Raw genomic sequence first — 19,706 nt, forward strand, 5'->3', positions numbered from 1 at the left:
ATAAAAAACCCGGCATGCCGGGTTTTTTCATGTCGCAATTTATTGCGGCGTGGTGTCCAGTGGTTCTGGCGTCGGGACGGGAACCGTCTCGACACTGTCCACATCCTTCTGGATCTGGTCCAGCAACGAACCTGGCTTGACCGGTTTTTCCGGTTTCGCCTTCTCGCCGTTTTCGGCCGGCGTGACTGTCGTGCCACTGTCCTTGCCCATGATGGCCTCGTCGCGACTCACGCCAGGCATGAAATCGCCTGACAGGCTGACGAGTTGATCATTGGCATTGAAGATAACGCTGATGCGTTCCTGCTGGCGTTCACCGCCGCCAGGCTGCAAGCTGTAGAGATAATCCCAGCGATCGGCGTGGAACGTGTCGGTCAGCAGGGGATTTCCCATGATAAACCGTACTTGCCGGCGGGTCATTCCCGGGCGTAACTGGTCTATCATGTCCTGCGTCACGACATTGCCCTGCTGGATGTCGATTTTGTAAACCCCGGGGAATGAACAACCGGCGAGTGCGAGCAGTCCCACGAAGGTGAAACTGGTTAGCAAGAGCTTGGTGTTTTGCATCGGTGGGCGACTTCCACTATCTTGGCTGGGACAACGTAAACGCCGATCATACCCGCATTAAGAGAAGCTGCGAAGCAGCATCGCGAGAAAGCTGACCATGGTTGAAAATAGCGAACTACGCAAAGCCGGCCTCAAGGTGACACTGCCAAGGGTCAAAATTCTGCAAATGCTCGACTCCGCTGAGCAGCGGCACATGAGTGCCGAAGACGTCTACAAGGCCCTCATGGAAGCAGGCGAGGACGTCGGTCTGGCCACGGTTTACCGTGTTCTGACCCAATTCGAGGCTGCCGGCCTCGTGGCTCGCCATAATTTCGATGGCGGTCATGCGGTCTTTGAATTGGCGGACGGGGAGCACCACGACCACATGGTAAATGTGGAAACCCGTGAGGTTATCGAGTTCGTCAGTCCTGAAATCGAAAAACTGCAGAAAGCAATTGCTGAAGAGTATGGCTTCGAGTTGATCGATCACCATCTCGTCTTGCATGTACGCAAGAAAAAGTAAGCGTGGGTAATGAAAGAAGGCGACCTCAGGGTCGCCTTCTTTCATTTGGGGGATTATCCGGGCTTCTTCAGGATTTCGCCGCGACGACCATTTTTTTCGCGTGGGCCAGGGATTCCTTGGTGAGATCGATCCCGCCCAGCATCCTTGCCACTTCCTCAACGCGCTCGCTCTTGCTGAGCTTGGACACCGCGGTACGGGTAGCGTCTTCGCCGCGCACCTTATGGACAAATAGATGTTGATGCCCCTGTGCGGCGACCTGAGGCAGGTGGGTGACCGTCAGCACCTGGCCACGCTCCCCCAGCCTGCGCAGCAACTGGCCGACAATTTCCGCGGTCGGTCCGCCAATCCCCACATCCACTTCGTCGAATACCAGCGTTGGCACGCGTGAGGTTTGCGCGGTGATGACCTGGATAGCCAGGCTGATTCGCGACAGCTCGCCGCCGGAGGCGACTTTTGCCAACGCCTTGAGGGGTTGCCCGGGGTTGGCACTGACCAGCAGTTCCACCTGCTCCAGCCCGTTGGGCTGAAGTTCGTCGCCTGTGTTAGGGCGCAGCTCGATGGTGAAGCGTCCTCCCGGCATGCCCAGGCGCTGGATTTCCTGCTCCACCGCGCTGGCCAGTCCGGTGGCGGCCGTGCGGCGCAGCTCGCTGAGTTCCTTGGCTTTCTCCTGGTAATGACGGGCATAGGAAGCCAGTTCATCCCCCAGGCGCTCGATGGACTCGTCGTTGGCATTCAGGGTTTCCAGCTCTTCCAGCAGGCGCTGCTGCAGTTCGATGACGTCGGTGGGCTGGACGCGGTGTTTGCGGGCCAGGGTATAGATAGTGTCCAGGCGCTCTTCCAGGTATTGCAGGCGCGCCGGGTCGGCATCGAAATGATCGAGGAACCGGTTGAGTTCCCCCACGGCTTCCTCGACCTGGATCTGTGCGCTGGTCAGCAGGTTGGTTGCTTCGCTCAGGGCGCCGACGGAACTGTTCACGCTGGTGAGTCGGTTCAGGCTCGCTGTCAGTGCATTGAGTACGTTACCCGAATCACTTTCGCTGCATTGCTCGACGACTTGCCGGCAGATGCCCAGCAGGGTTTCGGCATTGGTCAGGTTCTTGTGTTCCTGCTCCAGCTCCTCCAGTTCATTTTCGCCCAGGGCCAGGTTCTCCAGCTCTTCGAGCTGGTAGCTCAACAGTTGGTGGCGGGCACGCTGTTCGTCGCCGGAGTTGGAGAGCCGGTCGAGCTCCTGCCGGGTCTGGCGCCAGCGTTGGGCTGCCAGTTGGACCTGGCGGGCCAGGTCGGTGGCGCCGGCATATTCATCGAGCAGGCGACGATGGGTATCGGTCTTGAGCAGCGATTGGTGTTCGTGCTGGCTGTGGATGTCGATCAGCAGTTCCCCGAGGGCCTTGAGGTCACCCAGGGGGCAGGGCGTGCCGTTGATGTAGCCGCGAGAGCGGCCTTCGGCGGTGATGACCCGGCGCAGGATGCACAGGCCATCGGTGTCCAGGTCGCGCTCGGCCAGCCAGGCGCTGGCTTCGGGGATGTCGACCAGGTCGAAGGTGGCCAGGATGTCGGCCTTGTCTGCTCCGGGGCGTACGACGCCGCTGTCGGCGCGATCACCCAGCGTCAGCCCCAGGGCATCGAGCATGATCGACTTGCCGGCACCGGTCTCACCGGTAATCACGCTCATGCCCCGGTCGAGTTCGAGGTCGAGGTGTTCGACGATGGCGTAGTTGTGTACGGACAGGTGCACCAGCATAAAGCCGCTCCCAGGCGTTAGGTCTGGTTATTTATACAGTGTTTTGTTTCGGGCTGACAATGCCCTCGCTTAGCTCGATTTGCTTGATGGAGTGAATTTCTTAGCGCGGTAGGTAATAGGTATGCAATTGCTTTTTGTAAGGTCAATTCGTCGAGCACCCCTTGAAGCTGGAAAACCCGGCCCCATATACGGGGGCAGAAGCGCGAGTCGAGCTCGCGGACGAAGTTGAGAGGAGAAAACTATGGCTGACGAACAGACGCAGGATACGCAAAACCAAGAGGCCAATCAGACCTCCCAGGATTCGGGTGGTGATCTGGCGGCCCGTGTACAAGTGCTCGAAGAGCAACTGGCCGGTGCGCAGGATCAGGCGTTGCGTGTAGCTGCCGACCTGCAGAACGTCCGCCGTCGCGCCGAGCAGGATGTGGAAAAGGCTCATAAATTCGCCCTGGAGCGCTTCGCCGGCGACCTGCTGCCGATTATCGACAGCCTGGAGCGCGGCCTGGAGTTGTCCAACCCGGACGACGAGAACATTCGTCCGATGCGCGAAGGCATCGAGCTGACCCTGAAAATGTTCCAGGACACCCTCAAGCGCTATCAGCTCGAAGCCATCGATCCCCACGGCGAACCCTTCAACGCCGAGCATCACCAGGCCATGGCGATGCAGGAAAGTACCGACGTCGAGCCAAACAGTGTGCTGAAGGTTTTCCAGAAAGGTTACCTGCTCAACGGTCGTCTGCTGCGCCCGGCCATGGTCGTGGTCAGCAAGGCGCCAGCACCGGTTTCACCTTCTATTGATGAGCAGGCTTGAAATCGGGCGCAACGGCCCCATTAAGAAGTCAAGCGTTTAAGTGCTACCGCGGTTAGCCACCACTGCCGCGGCAACAAAATCCAAGTTCCGGGAGAGTTAACATGGGCAAGATTATCGGTATCGACCTGGGGACCACCAACTCGTGCGTCTCCGTGCTGGAAAACGGCAAGGCCAAAGTAATTGAAAACGCCGAAGGCGCGCGCACCACGCCGTCGATCATCGCGTACGCCAACGATGGCGAGATTCTGGTTGGTCAGTCGGCCAAGCGTCAGGCAGTGACCAATCCGCATAACACCCTGTATGCGGTGAAGCGTCTGATCGGTCGTAAGTTCGACGAAGAAGTCGTTCAGAAAGACATCAAGATGGTGCCTTACAAAATCGCCAAGGCTGACAACGGCGATGCCTGGGTTGAAGTGAACGGCCAGAAAATGGCGCCGCCACAGATCTCGGCTGAAATCCTGAAGAAAATGAAGAAAACCGCCGAAGATTATCTCGGCGAAGCGGTGACTGAAGCCGTTATTACCGTTCCTGCCTATTTCAACGATAGCCAGCGCCAGGCGACCAAAGACGCCGGCCGCATCGCGGGCCTGGATGTAAAGCGCATCATCAACGAACCTACCGCGGCTGCCCTGGCCTATGGCATGGACAAGGCCAAGGGCGATCACACCGTGATCGTTTATGACCTGGGTGGCGGTACCTTCGACGTTTCCGTGATCGAAATCGCTGAAGTCGATGGCGAGCACCAGTTTGAAGTATTGGCCACCAACGGTGATACGTTCCTCGGTGGTGAAGACTTCGACATCCGCCTGATCGACTACCTCGTCGACGAGTTCAAGAAAGAAAGCGGCATGAACCTCAAGGGTGACCCGCTGGCCATGCAGCGCCTGAAAGAGGCCGCTGAAAAAGCCAAGATCGAACTGTCCTCGAGCCAGTCGACCGACGTGAACCTGCCATACATCACTGCAGACGCCACCGGTCCTAAGCACCTGAACGTGAAAATCTCCCGCGCCAAGCTCGAAGCGTTGGTGGAAGACCTGGTTCAGCGCACCATCGAACCTTGCCGCATCGCGATGAAAGACGCCGGTATCGACGTTGGCTCGATCAACGACGTGATCCTGGTGGGCGGTCAGACCCGTATGCCGCTGGTGCAGAAGCTGGTGACCGATTTCTTCGGTAAAGAAGCCCGTAAAGACGTGAACCCGGACGAAGCCGTTGCCATGGGTGCAGCCATCCAGGGTGCCGTTCTGGCCGGTGATGTGAAGGACGTTCTGCTGCTCGACGTCAGCCCGTTGACCCTGGGTATCGAAACCATGGGTGGCGTGATGACCGCGCTGATCGAGAAGAACACCACGATTCCTACCAAGAAATCCCAGGTGTTCTCGACGGCCGACGACAACCAGAGCGCCGTGACCATCCACGTCCTGCAAGGCGAGCGCAAGCAGGCTGCCCAGAACAAGTCCCTGGGTAAGTTCGACCTGGCCGAGATTCCGCCAGCGCCACGTGGCGTGCCGCAAATCGAAGTGACCTTCGACATCGACGCCAACGGCATCCTGCACGTCGGCGCGAAAGACAAGGCCACCGGCAAGACCCAGTCGATCGTGATCAAGGCCAACTCCGGCCTGTCCGAGGAAGAAATTCAGCAGATGGTTCGCGATGCTGAAGTCAACGCCGAGGAAGACCGCAAGTTCGAAGAGCTGGCCAGTGCTCGCAACCAGGGTGACGCCTTGGTGCACTCGACTCGCAAGATGATCGCTGATGCCGGCGACAAAGTGACCGCTGAAGAGAAGACTGCCATCGAAGCGGCCGTGGTTGCCCTGGAAGCTGCCGTCAAAGGCGACGACAAGGCTGCCATCGAAGCGAAGATCGAAGAGCTGTCCAAGGTTTCCGCGCCAGTGGCCCAGAAGATGTACGCCGAGCAGGCTCAGCCAGCTGAAGGCGCCGCGCAGCAAGGCGAATCGGCCGAAAAAGCTGACGACGTCGTCGATGCTGAGTTCGAAGAAGTGAAAGACCACAAGTAATCGCTTGTTGGTCGGCCGGTTGACTGCGTTTGTGCGGTGGCTGGTAGGATGTCGCCGCGCGGGAGCTTGCTCCCGCGTTGGCGTGTCTGGAACCCATGAATTTTTACAGCATGCGACAACGTTCGGGTGCTGGTGGCGTGATCGGGAAAGCTCCTGCTTTTCGTTTTGGGCCTGAGACCGGGATCGCTGAATCGACGTGGTTGGGTCCGGGCCTGTAGGGGCTCAACGAGTTGGGCGAGGCTCAGGAGAGCTTTGCCGGACGTCCTAAAAGAGTGCAAAGACTAATGGCAAAGCGTGATTTCTACGAAGTATTGGGTGTCGAGCGGGGGGCCAGCGAGGCGGATCTGAAGAAGGCCTATCGGCGCCTGGCGATGAAGCACCACCCGGACCGTAACCCCGGCGATAAAGCGTCGGAAGAGCTGTTCAAGGAAGCCAACGAGGCTTACGAAGTACTGTCCGATTCCAGCAAGCGCGCGGCCTACGACCAGTACGGGCATGCCGGTGTCGACCCGAGCATGGGTGGCGGCGGTGCCGGTTTTGGCGGCCAGAACTTCTCCGATATCTTTGGCGACGTGTTCAGCGACTTCTTCGGTGGCGGTCGCGGCGGTGCCCGTGGTGGCGCCCAGCGTGGCAGCGACTTGCGCTACACGCTGGAGTTGAACCTGGAAGAGGCGGTGCGTGGCACGACCGTCAATATCCGCGTGCCGACGCTGGTCAATTGCAAGCCGTGTGACGGTTCGGGCGCCAAGAAGGGCTCCTCGCCTGTCACGTGCCCGACCTGCGGCGGTATCGGTCAGGTTCGCATGCAGCAGGGCTTCTTCTCGGTGCAGCAGACCTGCCCGCGTTGCCATGGCCAGGGCAAGATCATTTCCGATCCATGCGATTCCTGCCATGGCGAAGGGCGCGTCGAGGAATACAAGACCCTGTCGGTGAAAGTGCCGGCCGGCGTCGATACCGGTGACCGTATTCGCCTGTCCGGCGAAGGCGAGGCGGGTGCCCAGGGCGGCCCGACCGGCGACCTGTACGTCGTCATCAATGTGCGTGAGCACTCGATCTTCCAGCGCGACGGCAAGCACCTGTTCTGCGAAGTGCCGATCGGTTTCGTCGACGCCGCGTTGGGTGGCGAACTCGAGATTCCAACGCTCGACGGTCGCGTGAAGCTGAAAATCCCCGAGGGCACGCAGACCGGCAAGCAGTTCCGCATCCGTGGCAAGGGCGTTGCGCCTGTGCGCGGTGGCGGTGCGGGCGACCTGATGTGCCGCGTCGCGGTCGAGACGCCGGTCAACCTGAGCCGGCGCCAGCGCGAATTGCTGGAAGAGTTCCGCAGCTCGCTGGCGGACGACAACAGCCACTCGCCGAAAACCACCGGTTGGTTCGAAGGCGTGAAGCGCTTCTTCGGCGATCTGTAAGGAGGTCGCATGCGACGTATAGCTGTGATGGGCGCCGCTGGGCGCATGGGCAAGGCGTTGGTGGAGGCGGTGCAGCAGCGCTCGCCGCTCTCCGGCCTGACGGCTGCCATCGTTCGGCCCGACAGCACGTTGGTTGGTGCCGATGCGGGTGAGCTGGCGTCGCTGGGGCGCATCGGTGTGCCGATGTCCGGTGGCCTGGAAAAAGTACTCGACGAGTTCGATGTGCTGATTGATTTCACCTTGCCGGAAGTGATGCTGAAGAACCTTGCCATCTGCCGCAGGAATGGCAAGGCCATGGTCATCGGTACCACTGGGCTGGACGCTGCCCAGAAGCAGTTGCTGGCCGAGGCAGGCAAGGACATTCCGATCGTGTTCGCGGCGAACTTCAGCGTCGGTGTGAACCTGTCGCTGAAGTTGCTGGACCTGACCGCTCGGGTCCTGGGGGATGACGCCGATATCGAGATCATCGAGGCGCACCACCGGCACAAGATCGATGCGCCTTCGGGAACCGCCCTGCGCATGGGCGAAGTGATTGCCGATGCGCTGGGGCGCGACCTGCAGGCCGTGGCGGTCTATGGGCGCGAAGGGCATACCGGCGCCCGTGAGCGGGAAACCATCGGTTTCGCCACGGTGCGTGGTGGTGACGTGGTGGGGGATCATACGGTGCTGTTCGCCACCGAGGGCGAGCGCCTGGAGATCACCCACAAGGCTTCCAGCCGGATGACCTTCGCCAAGGGCGCTGTCCGGGCTGCGCTGTGGCTGGATGGCCGCGAGCCTGGTTTGTACGATATGCAGGACGTACTCGACCTGCGTTGATGCCAATGAAAGCGGGGTTCAGTGTATACTGCGGCCCCGTTTTACACCGCTTCGCGACGCCCTGTCGCATTCCCCTGCCTTTAAGGCTCATTAGCGGTGGACCAAAAAAGCCTTTTTCTGTAAGCTACAGCTTTAGTGTGTCCACTAAAAGCGCGCAGAATAATTCAGTGAAAAAAGCGGGGTGACGTGTCCATACGTCACTCCGCTTTTTTACAACCTGCGATCGCCCTTTCAGGCTTTATTTACGGGAGGTCTTCTTGACTAAGCCAGCCATACTCGCCCTTGCTGATGGCAGCATTTTTCGCGGCGAAGCCATTGGAGCCGACGGTCAGACCGTTGGTGAGGTGGTGTTTAACACCGCAATGACCGGCTATCAGGAAATTCTTACCGATCCTTCCTACGCCCAGCAAATCGTTACCCTGACTTACCCGCACATCGGCAACACCGGCACCACGCCGGAAGATGCCGAGTCCGATCGCGTCTGGTCTGCCGGCCTGGTCATCCGTGACCTGCCGCTGGTTGCGAGCAACTGGCGTAACACGATGTCCCTGTCCGATTACCTGAAAGCCAACAACGTCGTGGCGATCGCAGGAATCGACACCCGTCGCCTGACCCGTATCCTGCGGGAGAAGGGCGCGCAGAACGGCTGCATCATGGCCGGCGACAATATCTCCGAAGCCGCCGCCATCGCCGCCGCCCAGGGCTTCCCGGGCCTCAAGGGCATGGACCTGGCGAAAGTCGTCAGCACCCAGAAGCAGTACGAGTGGCGTTCCTCGGTCTGGAGCCTGAAGACCGACAGCCACCCGACGATCGAAGCGTCCGAGCTGCCGTACCACGTGGTTGCCTACGACTACGGCGTCAAGGTGAACATCCTGCGCATGCTGGTCGAGCGCGGTTGCCGCGTGACCGTGGTGCCGGCGCAGACCCCGGCGGCTGACGTTCTGGCCCTCAACCCCGATGGCGTGTTCCTGTCCAACGGCCCGGGTGATCCTGAGCCTTGCGACTACGCGATCCAGGCGATCAAGGATGTGCTGGAAACCGAGATCCCGGTGTTCGGTATCTGCCTCGGTCACCAACTGCTGGCCCTCGCATCCGGCGCCAAGACCCTGAAAATGGGTCATGGTCACCACGGTGCCAACCACCCGGTCCAGGACCTGGACACCGGTGTGGTGATGATTACCAGCCAGAACCACGGCTTCGCGGTGGATGAAGCGACTCTGCCGGCCAACGTGCGTGCGATCCACAAGTCGCTGTTCGACGGTACGCTGCAAGGCATCGAGCGCACCGACAAGAGTGCGTTCAGCTTCCAGGGCCACCCTGAAGCGAGCCCGGGCCCGAACGACGTGGCGCCGCTGTTCGATCGCTTCATCAATGAGATGGCCAAGCGACGCTGACCGCGTGAAGCCCGAGGGCGGCCCCGAGTGCGGCGGCCCCCGCGGGCGCTTCAAAGATTGTTCGACGGCCTAGCCGACTGACCTGCGGATTTGAGTGACAAACCCATGCCAAAACGTACAGACATAAAAAGCATCCTGATTCTCGGCGCTGGCCCGATCGTGATCGGCCAGGCCTGCGAATTCGACTACTCCGGCGCCCAGGCTTGCAAAGCCCTGCGCGAAGAGGGTTATCGCGTCATCCTGGTGAACTCCAACCCGGCCACCATCATGACCGACCCGGCCATGGCCGACGCCACCTACATCGAGCCGATCAAGTGGCAGACCGTTGCCAAGATCATCGAGAAAGAACGTCCCGATGCACTGTTGCCGACCATGGGCGGCCAGACGGCGCTGAACTGCGCCCTGGACCTGGAACGCGAAGGCGTCCTGGAAAAATTCGGTGTGGAAATGATCGGCGCCAATGCCGACACCATCGACAAGGCCGAAGATCGTTCGCGCTTTGACAAGGCAATGAAAGCCATCGGCCTGGAATGCCCACGCTCGGGCATCGCCCACAGCATGGAAGAGGCCAACGCGGTCCTCGAGAAGCTCGGCTTCCCGTGCATCATCCGCCCGTCCTTCACCATGGGCGGCACCGGTGGTGGCATCGCTTACAACCGTGAAGAGTTCGAAGAAATCTGCGCCCGTGGCCTGGACTTGTCGCCGACCAAGGAACTGCTGATCGACGAATCCCTGATCGGCTGGAAAGAGTACGAAATGGAGGTTGTCCGCGACAAAAAGGACAACTGCATCATCGTCTGCTCCATCGAAAACTTCGACCCGATGGGTGTACACACCGGCGACTCGATCACCGTCGCACCGGCCCAGACCCTGACCGACAAGGAATACCAGATCCTGCGTAACGCCTCCCTGGCGGTATTGCGTGAGATCGGCGTGGAAACCGGCGGCTCCAACGTCCAGTTCGGCATCTGCCCGAACACCGGGCGCATGGTGGTCATCGAAATGAACCCGCGGGTTTCCCGTTCGTCGGCCCTGGCTTCGAAAGCCACCGGTTTCCCGATTGCCAAGGTCGCCGCCAAGCTGGCCGTGGGTTACACCCTCGACGAGCTGTCGAACGACATCACCGGCGGCAAGACCCCGGCGTCCTTCGAGCCGTCCATCGACTACGTCGTCACCAAGCTGCCACGTTTTGCCTTCGAAAAATTCGCCAAGGCCGACGCTCGCCTGACCACCCAGATGAAGTCGGTCGGTGAAGTCATGGCCATCGGCCGGACCTTCCAGGAGTCCCTGCAGAAAGCCCTTCGCGGCCTGGAAGTGGGTGTCTGCGGCCTCGATCCGAAACTGGACCTGAGCAACCCGGAAAGCATGAGCGAACTCAAGCGCGAGCTGACCGTGCCGGGCGCCGAGCGTATCTGGTACGTGGCCGATGCCTTCCGTGCCGGCATGACCGTGGAACAAATCTTCGACATGAACATGATCGACCCTTGGTTCCTGGTGCAGATCGAAGATCTGATCAAGGAAGAGGAGAAGGTCAAGACCCTGGGCATGTCCAGCATCGACCGCGACATGATGTTCCGCCTCAAGCGCAAGGGCTTCTCGGACCAGCGCCTGGCCAAATTGCTGGGCGTGACCGAGAAGAGCCTGCGCGCTCATCGTCACAAGCTGGAAGTGTTCCCGGTCTACAAGCGCGTCGACACCTGCGCGGCCGAGTTCGCCACCGACACTGCCTACCTGTACTCCACGTACGAAGAAGAGTGCGAAGCCGCGCCATCGACGCGCGACAAGATCATGATCCTGGGTGGCGGTCCCAACCGCATCGGCCAGGGCATCGAATTCGACTACTGCTGCGTACACGCCGCACTGGCCCTGCGCGACGACGGGTACGAGACCATTATGGTCAACTGCAACCCGGAAACCGTGTCCACCGACTACGACACCTCCGACCGTCTGTACTTCGAACCGGTGACCCTGGAAGACGTGCTGGAAATCGTCCGTGTCGAGAAGCCGAAAGGCGTGATCGTCCAGTACGGCGGCCAGACTCCGTTGAAACTGGCCCGCGCCCTGGAAGCTGCTGGTGTGCCGATCATCGGTACCAGCCCGGATGCCATCGACCGTGCCGAAGACCGTGAGCGCTTCCAGCAGATGGTCGAGCGCCTGAACCTGCGTCAACCGCCAAACGCCACTGTGCGCAGCGAAGACGAAGCGATTCGCGCCGCCGCCAAGATCGGCTATCCGCTGGTGGTGCGTCCGTCCTATGTACTGGGCGGCCGTGCGATGGAAATCGTCTACCAGGAAGAAGAACTCAAGCGCTACCTGCGCGAAGCGGTCCAGGTGTCCAATGACAGCCCGGTGCTGCTGGACCACTTCCTCAACTGCGCCATCGAGATGGACGTGGATGCGGTCTGCGACGGCAAGGACGTGGTGATCGGCGCGATCATGCAGCACATCGAGCAGGCCGGTGTTCACTCCGGTGACTCCGCATGCTCGCTGCCGCCTTACTCGCTGCCGGCTCACATCCAGGACGAGATGCGCGAGCAGGTCAAGAAAATGGCCCTGGAACTGGGTGTGGTCGGCCTGATGAACGTGCAACTGGCACTTCAGGGCGAAGACATCTACGTCATCGAAGTGAACCCGCGCGCGTCCCGTACCGTGCCGTTCGTCTCCAAGTGCATCGGTGTTTCCCTGGCGATGATCGCTGCCCGGGTAATGGCCGGCAAGACCCTGGCGGAGCTTGGCTTCACCAAGGAGATCATTCCGAACTTCTACAGCGTGAAAGAAGCGGTGTTCCCGTTCGCCAAGTTCCCTGGCGTCGACCCGATCCTCGGCCCTGAGATGAAGTCCACCGGTGAGGTGATGGGCGTTGGCGATACCTTTGGCGAGGCGTTCGCCAAGGCCCAGATGGGCGCCAGCGAAGTCCTGCCGACAGGCGGCACGGCGTTCATCAGCGTGCGTGATGACGACAAGCCACTGGTTGCAGGCGTGGCCCGTGATCTGATCAACTTGGGCTTCGAAGTGGTTGCCACTGCCGGTACCGCCCGGCTGATCGAGGCCGCAGGCCTGAAAGTGCGCCGCGTGAACAAGGTGACCGAAGGGCGTCCACATGTGGTCGACATGATCAAGAATGACGAAGTCACGCTGATCATCAACACCACTGAAGGCCGTCAGTCGATCGCCGACTCCTACTCCATTCGTCGCAACGCGCTGCAGCACAAGATCTACTGCACCACCACGATTGCTGCGGGCGAAGCGATCTGCGAAGCGCTCAAGTTCGGTCCCGAGAAGACCGTCCGTCGCTTGCAGGATCTACATGCAGGATTGAAGGCATGAGCATAACCAAGTACCCCATGACTGTTCAGGGCGCTCGCGCCCTGGAAGACGAGCTGGCGCACCTGACCAAGGTCGAGCGTCCGCGCTTGAGCCAGGCAATCGGTGAGGCCCGCGAACTGGGCGATCTCAAGGAAAATGCCGAATACCATGCTGCCCGTGAGGAGCAGGGTATGGTCGAGGCGCGGGTACGAGACATCGAAGGTCGCTTGCAGAACGCGGTGATCATCGATGTCACGACGATCCCGCATACCGGCAAGGTCATTTTCGGCACCACTGTGGAGATCGCCAACGTCGAGACCGATGAAAGCGTGACTTACCAGATCGTGGGTGAGGACGAGGCGGACATCAAGCTCGGCAAGATTTCCGTTGGTTCGCCTATCGCTCGCGCCTTGATCGCCAAGGAAGAAGGGGATGTGGTGACGGTGAAGACGCCCGGTGGTGTCATCGAGTATGAGATTGTCGAAGTCCGCCACGTCTGAACGAAGGCGTCCGCTGCGTGCGGGCGCCATGCTCTGGCAGCTTGCCCAGATGCTGTGGGTGGGCGGCCTTTGGCTGCTGCACATCGGTCTGCTGCCGGTGCTGGGACGAATCGGCCTGGCACCGCTGCTGATCGACGAAATTGTCGGCATGCTGACGGCGCTGATGGTGGCGTTTTCGGCGGTCTGTGTGATATTCCAGGCGTTGGTGCTGGTTCAGGCCGAGGGCCGTGCCAGCCTATGGCGCGACATTCGTGGGCAATTGCTGCTCATGTCGTTGTATGCCTGTGGCATGTTTCTGGCGGTGAGTCTCGGCTGGCCGGACGCAAGCCAATGGCGGGTGTTCAGCTACGTAGTGCTGGGGCTCTCCGGATTGGTGCTGGTGTTGCAGCCGGTGCCTGGATGGAGTGGCAGGGTGCGCGAAGCGCACCCTTGACCCTTTGTCGTTACTTGAAGCGGTGAACGTTCGACAGTTGCTTGTTGGCGCTGAAATTCTTGCGGTAAAGCAATGCCATCTTACCGATGACCTGTACCAGGTCTGCCTTGCCGGTCTTGCACAGTTCTGCAATGGCAGCCAGGCGGGCTTCGCGGTCGAGGATGTTGAGCTTGATCTTGATCAGCTCGTGATCGCTCAATGCGCGTTCCAGCTCGGCCAGTACACCTTCAGTCAAGCCGTTGTCCGCCACAATCAGAACCGGTTTCAGGTGGTGGCCAATGGATTTGTATTGTTTCTTCTGCTCTTGAGTGAGCGGCATAATCTGACCCCTGCGTCTGATCTTGTAAAAAAGCGGCGGCCAGTTTACCCGAGCGAGTCCGGGACCGCCCACTTAATCACGACCCGTTTTATGTAGAGGTGGCCTGTGGCCCGTTCCAAGACTAGCCAGAACTGGCTCAAAGAACATTTCAACGATCCATACGTCAAAATGGCGCAGAAGGACGGCTATCGCTCTCGTGCCAGCTATAAATTGCTGGAGATCCAGGAAAAGGATCGCTTGATCCGTCCCGGCATGACCGTGATCGACCTCGGCGCCGCGCCGGGCGGGTGGTCCCAGGTGACCAGTCGTCTGATTGGTGGTCAAGGACGATTGATCGCTTCCGACATCCTGGAAATGGACAGCATCCCCGATGTGACCTTCATCCAGGGCGATTTCACGGAAGACGCCGTCCTGGCAAAAATCCTGGAGGCCGTCGGAAATACGCAGGTTGACCTTGTGATTTCCGATATGGCCCCCAATATGAGTGGATTAGCGGCTGTCGACATGCCTCGTGCAATGTTTCTCAGCGAACTGGCCCTGGATCTTGCTGGGCGGGTTTTGCGTCCGGGCGGTGATTTTCTGATCAAGGTCTTCCAGGGTGAAGGCTTCGACGAATACCACAAGGGCATCCGCAAACTGTTCGACAAGGTGCAGATGCGCAAGCCGTTGTCGTCCCGTGACCGCTCCCGCGAGCAGTATCTGTTGGCGCGCGGCTTTCGCGGAGGGGAAGGTTCGGGCAGTGATGAGCGTCTTTGAAAGACGGTGATAGTTTTTTTTGTTTCGCCTTGCAAACGCCGTGTAACGACAATGACGCGGCCAGGTTTCACAAAGGGTTACAGACGGCGCCTGCCAGAGTCGTAGGTAATGTAGTAAGTTAGGCCGGTGAATATCATGCGAAGCTCGCGCCGATAGCGGGGCCAGCTTCAGAGGGTAGTTAATTGAACGATATGGCAAAGAATCTGATCCTGTGGTTGATCATCGCCGCTGTCCTTGTGACCGTGATGAACAACTTCTCCAGCCCTAACGAGCCGCAGACCCTCAACTATTCCGACTTCATTCAGCAGGTCAAGGATGGCAAGGTCGAGCGCGTTGCCGTCGATGGCTATGTCATCACCGGCAAGCGTACCGATGGCGACAGCTTCAAGACCATTCGTCCGGCCATCCAGGACAATGGCCTGATCGGCGACCTGGTGGACAACCATGTCGTGGTCGAAGGCAAACAGCCTGAGCAACAAAGCATCTGGACCCAGCTCCTCGTGGCCAGCTTCCCGATCCTGGTGATCATCGCGGTGTTCATGTTCTTCATGCGCCAGATGCAGGGCGGTGCCGGTGGCAAGGGCGGGCCGATGAGTTTCGGCAAGAGCAAGGCAAGGCTGCTTTCCGAAGACCAGGTGAAAACCACCCTGGCCGACGTCGCAGGTTGCGACGAAGCCAAGGAAGAAGTGGGCGAACTGGTCGAGTTCCTGCGCGACCCGGGTAAATTCCAGCGCCTGGGCGGTCGTATCCCTCGCGGCGTGCTGATGGTCGGCCCACCAGGTACCGGTAAAACCCTGCTGGCCAAGGCCATCGCCGGCGAAGCCAAGGTGCCGTTCTTCACCATTTCCGGTTCCGACTTCGTTGAAATGTTCGTGGGTGTGGGTGCCAGTCGCGTTCGTGACATGTTCGAACAGGCCAAGAAGCACGCACCCTGCATTATCTTCATCGACGAGATCGACGCCGTCGGTCGCCACCGTGGCGCCGGCATGGGCGGCGGTCACGACGAGCGTGAGCAAACTCTCAACCAGTTGCTGGTGGAGATGGACGGCTTCGAAATGAACGACGGCATCATCGTCATCGCAGCCACCAACCGTCCAGACGTGCTCGACCCTGCGTTGCTGCGTCCGGGCCGCTTCGACCGCCAGGTCGTGGTGGGGCTGCCGGATATTCGTGGTCGTGAGCAGATCCTCAAGGTCCACATGCGTAAAGTGCCGATGGGTGACGATGTCGCTGCGGCGGTTATCGCGCGGGGCACGCCGGGCTTCTCTGGTGCCGACCTGGCCAACCTGGTCAACGAAGCGTCGTTGTTCGCCGCTCGCGCCGGCAAGCGCGTCGTGGAGATGAAAGAGTTCGAACTGGCCAAGGACAAGATCATGATGGGCGCCGAGCGCAAATCCATGGTCATGTCGGAAAAAGAAAAGCAGAACACGGCTTACCACGAGGCGGGTCACGCCATCGTCGGTCGCGTCGTGCCTGAGCATGATCCGGTCTACAAGGTTTCGATCATCCCCCGCGGTCGTGCGCTGGGTGTGACCATGTTCCTGCCGGAGGAAGATCGCTACAGCTTGTCCAAGCGGGCGCTGATCAGCCAGATCTGCTCGCTCTACGGTGGCCGTATTGCCGAAGAGATGACGTTGGGCTTCGACGGTGTAACCACCGGCGCCTCGAACGACATCATGCGTGCCAGCCAGATCGCGCGGAACATGGTGACCAAGTGGGGGCTTTCCGAGAAGCTCGGTCCACTGATGTATGCCGAGGAAGAAGGCGAGGTGTTCCTGGGCCGTGGCGGCAGTGGCCAGCATGCAAGCTTCTCCGGAGAGACGGCCAAGCTGATCGACTCCGAAGTGCGCAGCATCATCGATCAGTGCTACGGCACCGCGAAGCAGATCCTCACGGATAACCGTGACAAGCTCGACGCCATGGCTGATGCCTTGATGAAGTATGAAACCATCGATGCCGAGCAGATCGATGACATCATGGCGGGTCGTCCGCCCCGTGAGCCGCGGGATTGGACCGGTGGTACGGGGACTCCTGGTACGCCTCCGGCGGTACAGGGTGAGCGTCCGGAAACACCGATCGGCGGTCCAGCTGCTGATGTCTAAGGCTTGAAATGACTTCTGTTCAGTCCCCGACCCGGTTGCCTTGTGGCAACCGGGTTCTTGATTTGGCCCATGTGCATGTCATGGGCATCCTCAATGTCACTCCCGATTCCTTTTCCGATGGTGGCCGGTTTGGTCAGCTCGATGCCGCGCTGCGGCATGCCGAGGCCATGGTGGCGGCCGGTGCGACGCTGATCGATGTCGGCGGCGAGTCGACCCGGCCGGGCGCGCGGGCTGTCTCGCCTGTCGAGGAGCTGGAAAGAGTGGCTCCAGTGGTCGAGCGTATACACCGCGAACTGGATGTCATAATCTCGGTCGATACGTCCACGCCGGCGGTCATGCGTGAAACGGCTCGCTTGGGAGCGGGCTTGATCAACGATGTCCGCTCCCTGCAGCGCGATGGAGCCCTGGATGCCGCGGCGGCTACCGGGTTACCGGTGTGTCTGATGCATATGCTCGGCGAGCCGGGGACCATGCAGAACGACCCCCGCTATGACGATGTAACCAGGGAAGTCGGCGAGTTCCTGGCCGAACGCATGAATCAGTGCGCGCTGGCGGGTATTCCTGCCGAGCGGGTGCTGCTGGATCCCGGTTTCGGCTTTGCCAAGACCCTGGATCATAATCTGAGCCTGTTCAAGCATATGGACGCCTTGCATGCCCTGGGTCGACCGCTGTTGGTCGGGGTTTCGCGAAAAAGCATGATAGGCAATGCCTTGGGGCGTCCGGTGGGCGAGCGGTTGTATGGCGGCCTCGCTCTAGCGGCCCTGGCTATTACAAAAGGTGCGCGCATATTACGTGTGCACGATGTGACCGAAACGATGGATGTCGTGCGGATGATCGCAGCGGTAGATTCAGCCGAATAAGAATGACGGAGCACTTATGAGCAAGAAATATTTTGGCACCGACGGCATCCGTGGTCGGGTCGGCGAATACCCTATTACCCCTGATTTCATGCTCAAGCTCGGTTGGGCTGCCGGCATGGCGTTCCGCAAGATGGGCGCCTGCAAGGTGCTGGTCGGCAAGGACACGCGAATTTCCGGCTATATGTTCGAGTCGGCTCTCGAAGCCGGCCTGACCTCGGCGGGCGCCGATGTGATGTTGCTGGGGCCGATGCCGACGCCAGCCATCGCCTACCTGACGCGCACCTTCCATGCGCAGGCGGGTATCGTGATCAGCGCTTCCCATAACCCCCATGATGACAACGGCATCAAGTTTTTCTCCGGCAAGGGCACCAAGTTGCCTGACGAAGTCGAGCTGATGATCGAAGAGCTGCTGGATACGCCGATGACGGTGGTTGAGTCGAGCAAGATCGGCAAGGTATCGCGGATCAACGACGCCTCGGGTCGCTATATCGAATTCTGCAAAGGCAGTGTGCCGACCGGCACCAGCTTCGAGGGGTTGAAAATAGTCGTCGATTGCGCCCACGGTGCAACCTATAAAGTCGCACCGAGTGTATTTCGCGAATTGGGCGCCGAGGTGGTGGTGCTGTCCGCCCAGCCTAACGGGCTGAACATCAACCACAACTGTGGTTCCACCCATACCGATGCGTTGCAGGCGGCGGTCCTGGCCGAACAGGCCGATCTCGGGATCGCCTTCGATGGCGACGGTGACCGGGTCCTGATGGTGGATCACACCGGGACGGTAGTTGATGGCGATGAGCTGCTGTTCATCATCGCCCGGGATCTGCATGAGCGCGGCAAGCTGCAGGGTGGTGTAGTCGGCACGCTGATGAGCAACCTCGGGCTCGAGCTGGCGCTTGCGGACCTGGATATCCCATTCGTGCGGGCCAATGTGGGTGACCGCTATGTCATCTCGGAGCTGCTGGAGCGCAACTGGGTCATCGGGGGCGAGAACTCCGGGCACATCGTGTGCTTCGATCACACCACCACCGGTGATGCGATCATTGCTGCATTGCAGGTACTGATGGCGCTCAAGGCCCGCAACGAGAGCCTCGGGCTGTCACGTCAGGCGTTGCGCAAGTGTCCGCAGGTGCTGATCAATGTGCGTTTCGGCGGCGGGGCGAACCCCATCGAGCACGTCACGGTCCAGCAAGCCAGCGAGCGGGTGACCCAGGCGATGGCGGGGCGTGGACGGGTGTTGCTGCGCAAGTCCGGCACGGAGCCCCTGGTGCGTGTCATGGTCGAAGGCGAGGACGAAGCCCAGGTTCGCGGTTATGCCGAAGAACTGGCGAAGCTTGTTACTGAAGTTTCTGCCTGAATTCGGCTTGCCAGTCATGAAACGGTTGGGTAACATCTGCGCCCACTTTGACCGACGAGGTACAGCATGCGTCGCCCTATGGTAGCTGGTAACTGGAAGATGCACGGTACCCGCGCCAGCGTCGCTGAGCTGATCAATGGCCTTCGTCATCTGGCCTTGCCGAGCGGTGTTGATGTCGCGGTATTCCCGCCTTGCTTGTATATCAATCAAGTGATTGATGGCTTGAAGGGCAAGTCGATTTCGGTCGGCGCGCAGAATTCTGCGGTGGAATCCATGCAAGGTGCGCTGACCGGTGAAATTGCGCCAAGTCAGTTGGTGGATGCAGGGTGTTCCCTGGTTCTTGTCGGGCACTCCGAGCGCCGCATGATCATGGGTGAGCAGGACAAGACCCTGATTCGCAAGTTTGCAGCGGCTCAGGCCTGCGGTCTGGTTCCGGTGTTGTGCGTAGGGGAAACCCTCGAGCAGCGTGAAGCCGGCAAGACCCTTGAGGTTGTCGGGCGTCAGCTGGGCAGCATCATCGAGGACCTGGGTGTCGGTGCTTTTGCAAAGGCAGTCATAGCTTACGAGCCGGTCTGGGCCATTGGTACCGGGCTGACTGCTTCGCCGCAACAAGCGCAGGATGTGCACGCCGCCATCCGCGCCCAGTTGGCGGCAGAGAATTCTGAAGTGGCACGAGGTGTGCGGCTTCTATACGGCGGCAGCGTGAAGGCGGCCAATGCGGTCGAACTGTTCGGCATGCCGGATATCGATGGGGGGCTCATTGGTGGAGCGTCCCTGAATGCAGATGAGTTCGGTGCGATCTGTCGCGCCGCGGGAAACTGAAA

At 60.1% G+C, this 19,706-nt stretch carries 17 protein-coding genes; 14 read left to right on the forward strand and 3 right to left on the reverse strand.

The features are described 5' to 3' along the window. Positions 1-39: 39 nt before the first annotated feature. On the reverse strand, positions 40-564 hold the full coding sequence (locus N005_RS03290) for an outer membrane protein assembly factor BamE (RefSeq protein WP_041025007.1): 525 nt from the start codon (positions 562-564) through the stop codon (positions 40-42). Positions 565-661: 97 nt separating this feature from the next. Here N005_RS03290 and fur point away from each other — a divergent pair, with 97 nt between their 5' ends. Beyond that, positions 662-1,066 carry a ferric iron uptake transcriptional regulator gene (gene fur / locus N005_RS27980; protein ID WP_042730876.1) on the forward strand — a complete coding sequence of 135 codons (405 nt, stop codon included), beginning with the start codon at positions 662-664 and terminating at the stop codon, positions 1,064-1,066. Positions 1,067-1,133: 67 nt separating this feature from the next. Here fur and recN read toward each other — a convergent pair whose 3' ends face one another. Beyond that, on the reverse strand, positions 1,134-2,807 hold the full coding sequence (recN, locus tag N005_RS03300) for a DNA repair protein RecN (RefSeq protein WP_047699387.1): 1,674 nt from the start codon (positions 2,805-2,807) through the stop codon (positions 1,134-1,136). A gap of 241 nt (positions 2,808-3,048) precedes the next feature. On the opposite strand from recN, the gene grpE reads away from it, so the two are divergent. The 8 genes from grpE (at position 3,049) to N005_RS03340 (ending at position 13,491) form a co-directional block, all read left to right on the forward strand. Then, a complete protein-coding gene (gene grpE, locus N005_RS03305) occupies positions 3,049-3,615 on the forward strand; it encodes a nucleotide exchange factor GrpE (RefSeq protein ID WP_047699389.1) in 567 nt (188 codons plus the stop codon). Positions 3,616-3,716: 101 nt separating this feature from the next. Next, entirely contained in the window at positions 3,717-5,633 is a 1,917-nt protein-coding gene (gene dnaK, locus N005_RS03310; protein ID WP_047699391.1) for a molecular chaperone DnaK, read from the forward strand. Between the two features lie 284 nt (positions 5,634-5,917). Then, complete coding sequence (gene dnaJ / locus N005_RS03315) at positions 5,918-7,042, forward strand: molecular chaperone DnaJ (protein WP_047699393.1); 1,125 nt, start codon at positions 5,918-5,920, stop codon at positions 7,040-7,042. A gap of 9 nt (positions 7,043-7,051) precedes the next feature. Then, positions 7,052-7,858 (forward strand): 4-hydroxy-tetrahydrodipicolinate reductase, encoded by an 807-nt coding sequence (dapB, locus tag N005_RS03320; RefSeq protein WP_047699394.1) that lies wholly within the window; start codon positions 7,052-7,054, stop codon positions 7,856-7,858. Positions 7,859-8,115: 257 nt separating this feature from the next. Beyond that, positions 8,116-9,252, forward strand: coding sequence for a glutamine-hydrolyzing carbamoyl-phosphate synthase small subunit (carA, locus tag N005_RS03325; protein ID WP_047699397.1), 1,137 nt, complete (start codon positions 8,116-8,118; stop codon positions 9,250-9,252). 105 nt (positions 9,253-9,357) lie between these two features. Further along, complete coding sequence (carB, locus tag N005_RS03330; protein WP_047699400.1) at positions 9,358-12,579, forward strand: carbamoyl-phosphate synthase large subunit; 3,222 nt, start codon at positions 9,358-9,360, stop codon at positions 12,577-12,579. Positions 12,580-12,581: 2 nt separating this feature from the next. Continuing rightward, positions 12,582-13,058, forward strand: coding sequence for a transcription elongation factor GreA (gene greA, locus N005_RS03335; protein WP_047699695.1), 477 nt, complete (start codon positions 12,582-12,584; stop codon positions 13,056-13,058). Between the two features lie 28 nt (positions 13,059-13,086). Continuing rightward, positions 13,087-13,491: a hypothetical protein gene (locus tag N005_RS03340; RefSeq protein WP_047699402.1), complete on the forward strand. Its 405-nt coding sequence runs from the start codon at positions 13,087-13,089 to the stop codon at positions 13,489-13,491. Positions 13,492-13,501: 10 nt separating this feature from the next. Here N005_RS03340 and N005_RS03345 read toward each other — a convergent pair whose 3' ends face one another. Further along, complete coding sequence (locus N005_RS03345; protein ID WP_047699404.1) at positions 13,502-13,810, reverse strand: YhbY family RNA-binding protein; 309 nt, start codon at positions 13,808-13,810, stop codon at positions 13,502-13,504. Positions 13,811-13,915: 105 nt separating this feature from the next. On the opposite strand from N005_RS03345, the gene rlmE reads away from it, so the two are divergent. The 5 genes from rlmE to tpiA all read left to right on the forward strand — a co-directional run bounded on the left by rlmE (position 13,916) and on the right by tpiA (position 19,704). Further along, positions 13,916-14,566, forward strand: coding sequence for a 23S rRNA (uridine(2552)-2'-O)-methyltransferase RlmE (gene rlmE / locus N005_RS03350; RefSeq protein WP_047699406.1), 651 nt, complete (start codon positions 13,916-13,918; stop codon positions 14,564-14,566). Positions 14,567-14,757: 191 nt separating this feature from the next. After that, positions 14,758-16,668, forward strand: a complete 1,911-nt coding sequence (ftsH, locus tag N005_RS03355; RefSeq protein WP_047699408.1) for an ATP-dependent zinc metalloprotease FtsH — start codon at positions 14,758-14,760, stop codon at positions 16,666-16,668. An 8-nt stretch (positions 16,669-16,676) separates the two neighbouring features. Then, the gene (folP, locus tag N005_RS03360; protein ID WP_047699409.1) at positions 16,677-17,528 is read left to right on the forward strand and encodes a dihydropteroate synthase; all 852 of its coding nucleotides are present in this window, start codon (positions 16,677-16,679) and stop codon (positions 17,526-17,528) included. Between the two features lie 16 nt (positions 17,529-17,544). Then, entirely contained in the window at positions 17,545-18,882 is a 1,338-nt protein-coding gene (gene glmM / locus N005_RS03365) for a phosphoglucosamine mutase (protein ID WP_047699411.1), read from the forward strand. A gap of 66 nt (positions 18,883-18,948) precedes the next feature. After that, positions 18,949-19,704: a triose-phosphate isomerase gene (tpiA, locus tag N005_RS03370; protein WP_047699413.1), complete on the forward strand. Its 756-nt coding sequence runs from the start codon at positions 18,949-18,951 to the stop codon at positions 19,702-19,704. Positions 19,705-19,706 lie beyond the last annotated feature (2 nt).

Origin of the sequence: Pseudomonas mediterranea CFBP 5447 (assembly GCF_000774145.1) — a bacterium.
In the GTDB taxonomy this organism is placed as follows: domain Bacteria; phylum Pseudomonadota; class Gammaproteobacteria; order Pseudomonadales; family Pseudomonadaceae; genus Aquipseudomonas; species Aquipseudomonas mediterranea.

Coding starts and splice junctions, on each gene's coding strand:
- N005_RS03290 (WP_041025007.1), bottom strand. CDS start 564: ATGCAAAACACCAAGCTCTTGCTAACCAGTTTCACCTTCGTGGGACTG.
- fur (WP_042730876.1), top strand. CDS start 662: ATGGTTGAAAATAGCGAACTACGCAAAGCCGGCCTCAAGGTGACACTG.
- recN (WP_047699387.1), bottom strand. CDS start 2,807: ATGCTGGTGCACCTGTCCGTACACAACTACGCCATCGTCGAACACCTC.
- grpE (WP_047699389.1), top strand. CDS start 3,049: ATGGCTGACGAACAGACGCAGGATACGCAAAACCAAGAGGCCAATCAG.
- dnaK (WP_047699391.1), top strand. CDS start 3,717: ATGGGCAAGATTATCGGTATCGACCTGGGGACCACCAACTCGTGCGTC.
- dnaJ (WP_047699393.1), top strand. CDS start 5,918: ATGGCAAAGCGTGATTTCTACGAAGTATTGGGTGTCGAGCGGGGGGCC.
- dapB (WP_047699394.1), top strand. CDS start 7,052: ATGCGACGTATAGCTGTGATGGGCGCCGCTGGGCGCATGGGCAAGGCG.
- carB (WP_047699400.1), top strand. CDS start 9,358: ATGCCAAAACGTACAGACATAAAAAGCATCCTGATTCTCGGCGCTGGC.
- N005_RS03340 (WP_047699402.1), top strand. CDS start 13,087: ATGCTCTGGCAGCTTGCCCAGATGCTGTGGGTGGGCGGCCTTTGGCTG.
- N005_RS03345 (WP_047699404.1), bottom strand. CDS start 13,810: ATGCCGCTCACTCAAGAGCAGAAGAAACAATACAAATCCATTGGCCAC.
- ftsH (WP_047699408.1), top strand. CDS start 14,758: ATGGCAAAGAATCTGATCCTGTGGTTGATCATCGCCGCTGTCCTTGTG.
- folP (WP_047699409.1), top strand. CDS start 16,677: ATGACTTCTGTTCAGTCCCCGACCCGGTTGCCTTGTGGCAACCGGGTT.
- glmM (WP_047699411.1), top strand. CDS start 17,545: ATGAGCAAGAAATATTTTGGCACCGACGGCATCCGTGGTCGGGTCGGC.
- tpiA (WP_047699413.1), top strand. CDS start 18,949: ATGCGTCGCCCTATGGTAGCTGGTAACTGGAAGATGCACGGTACCCGC.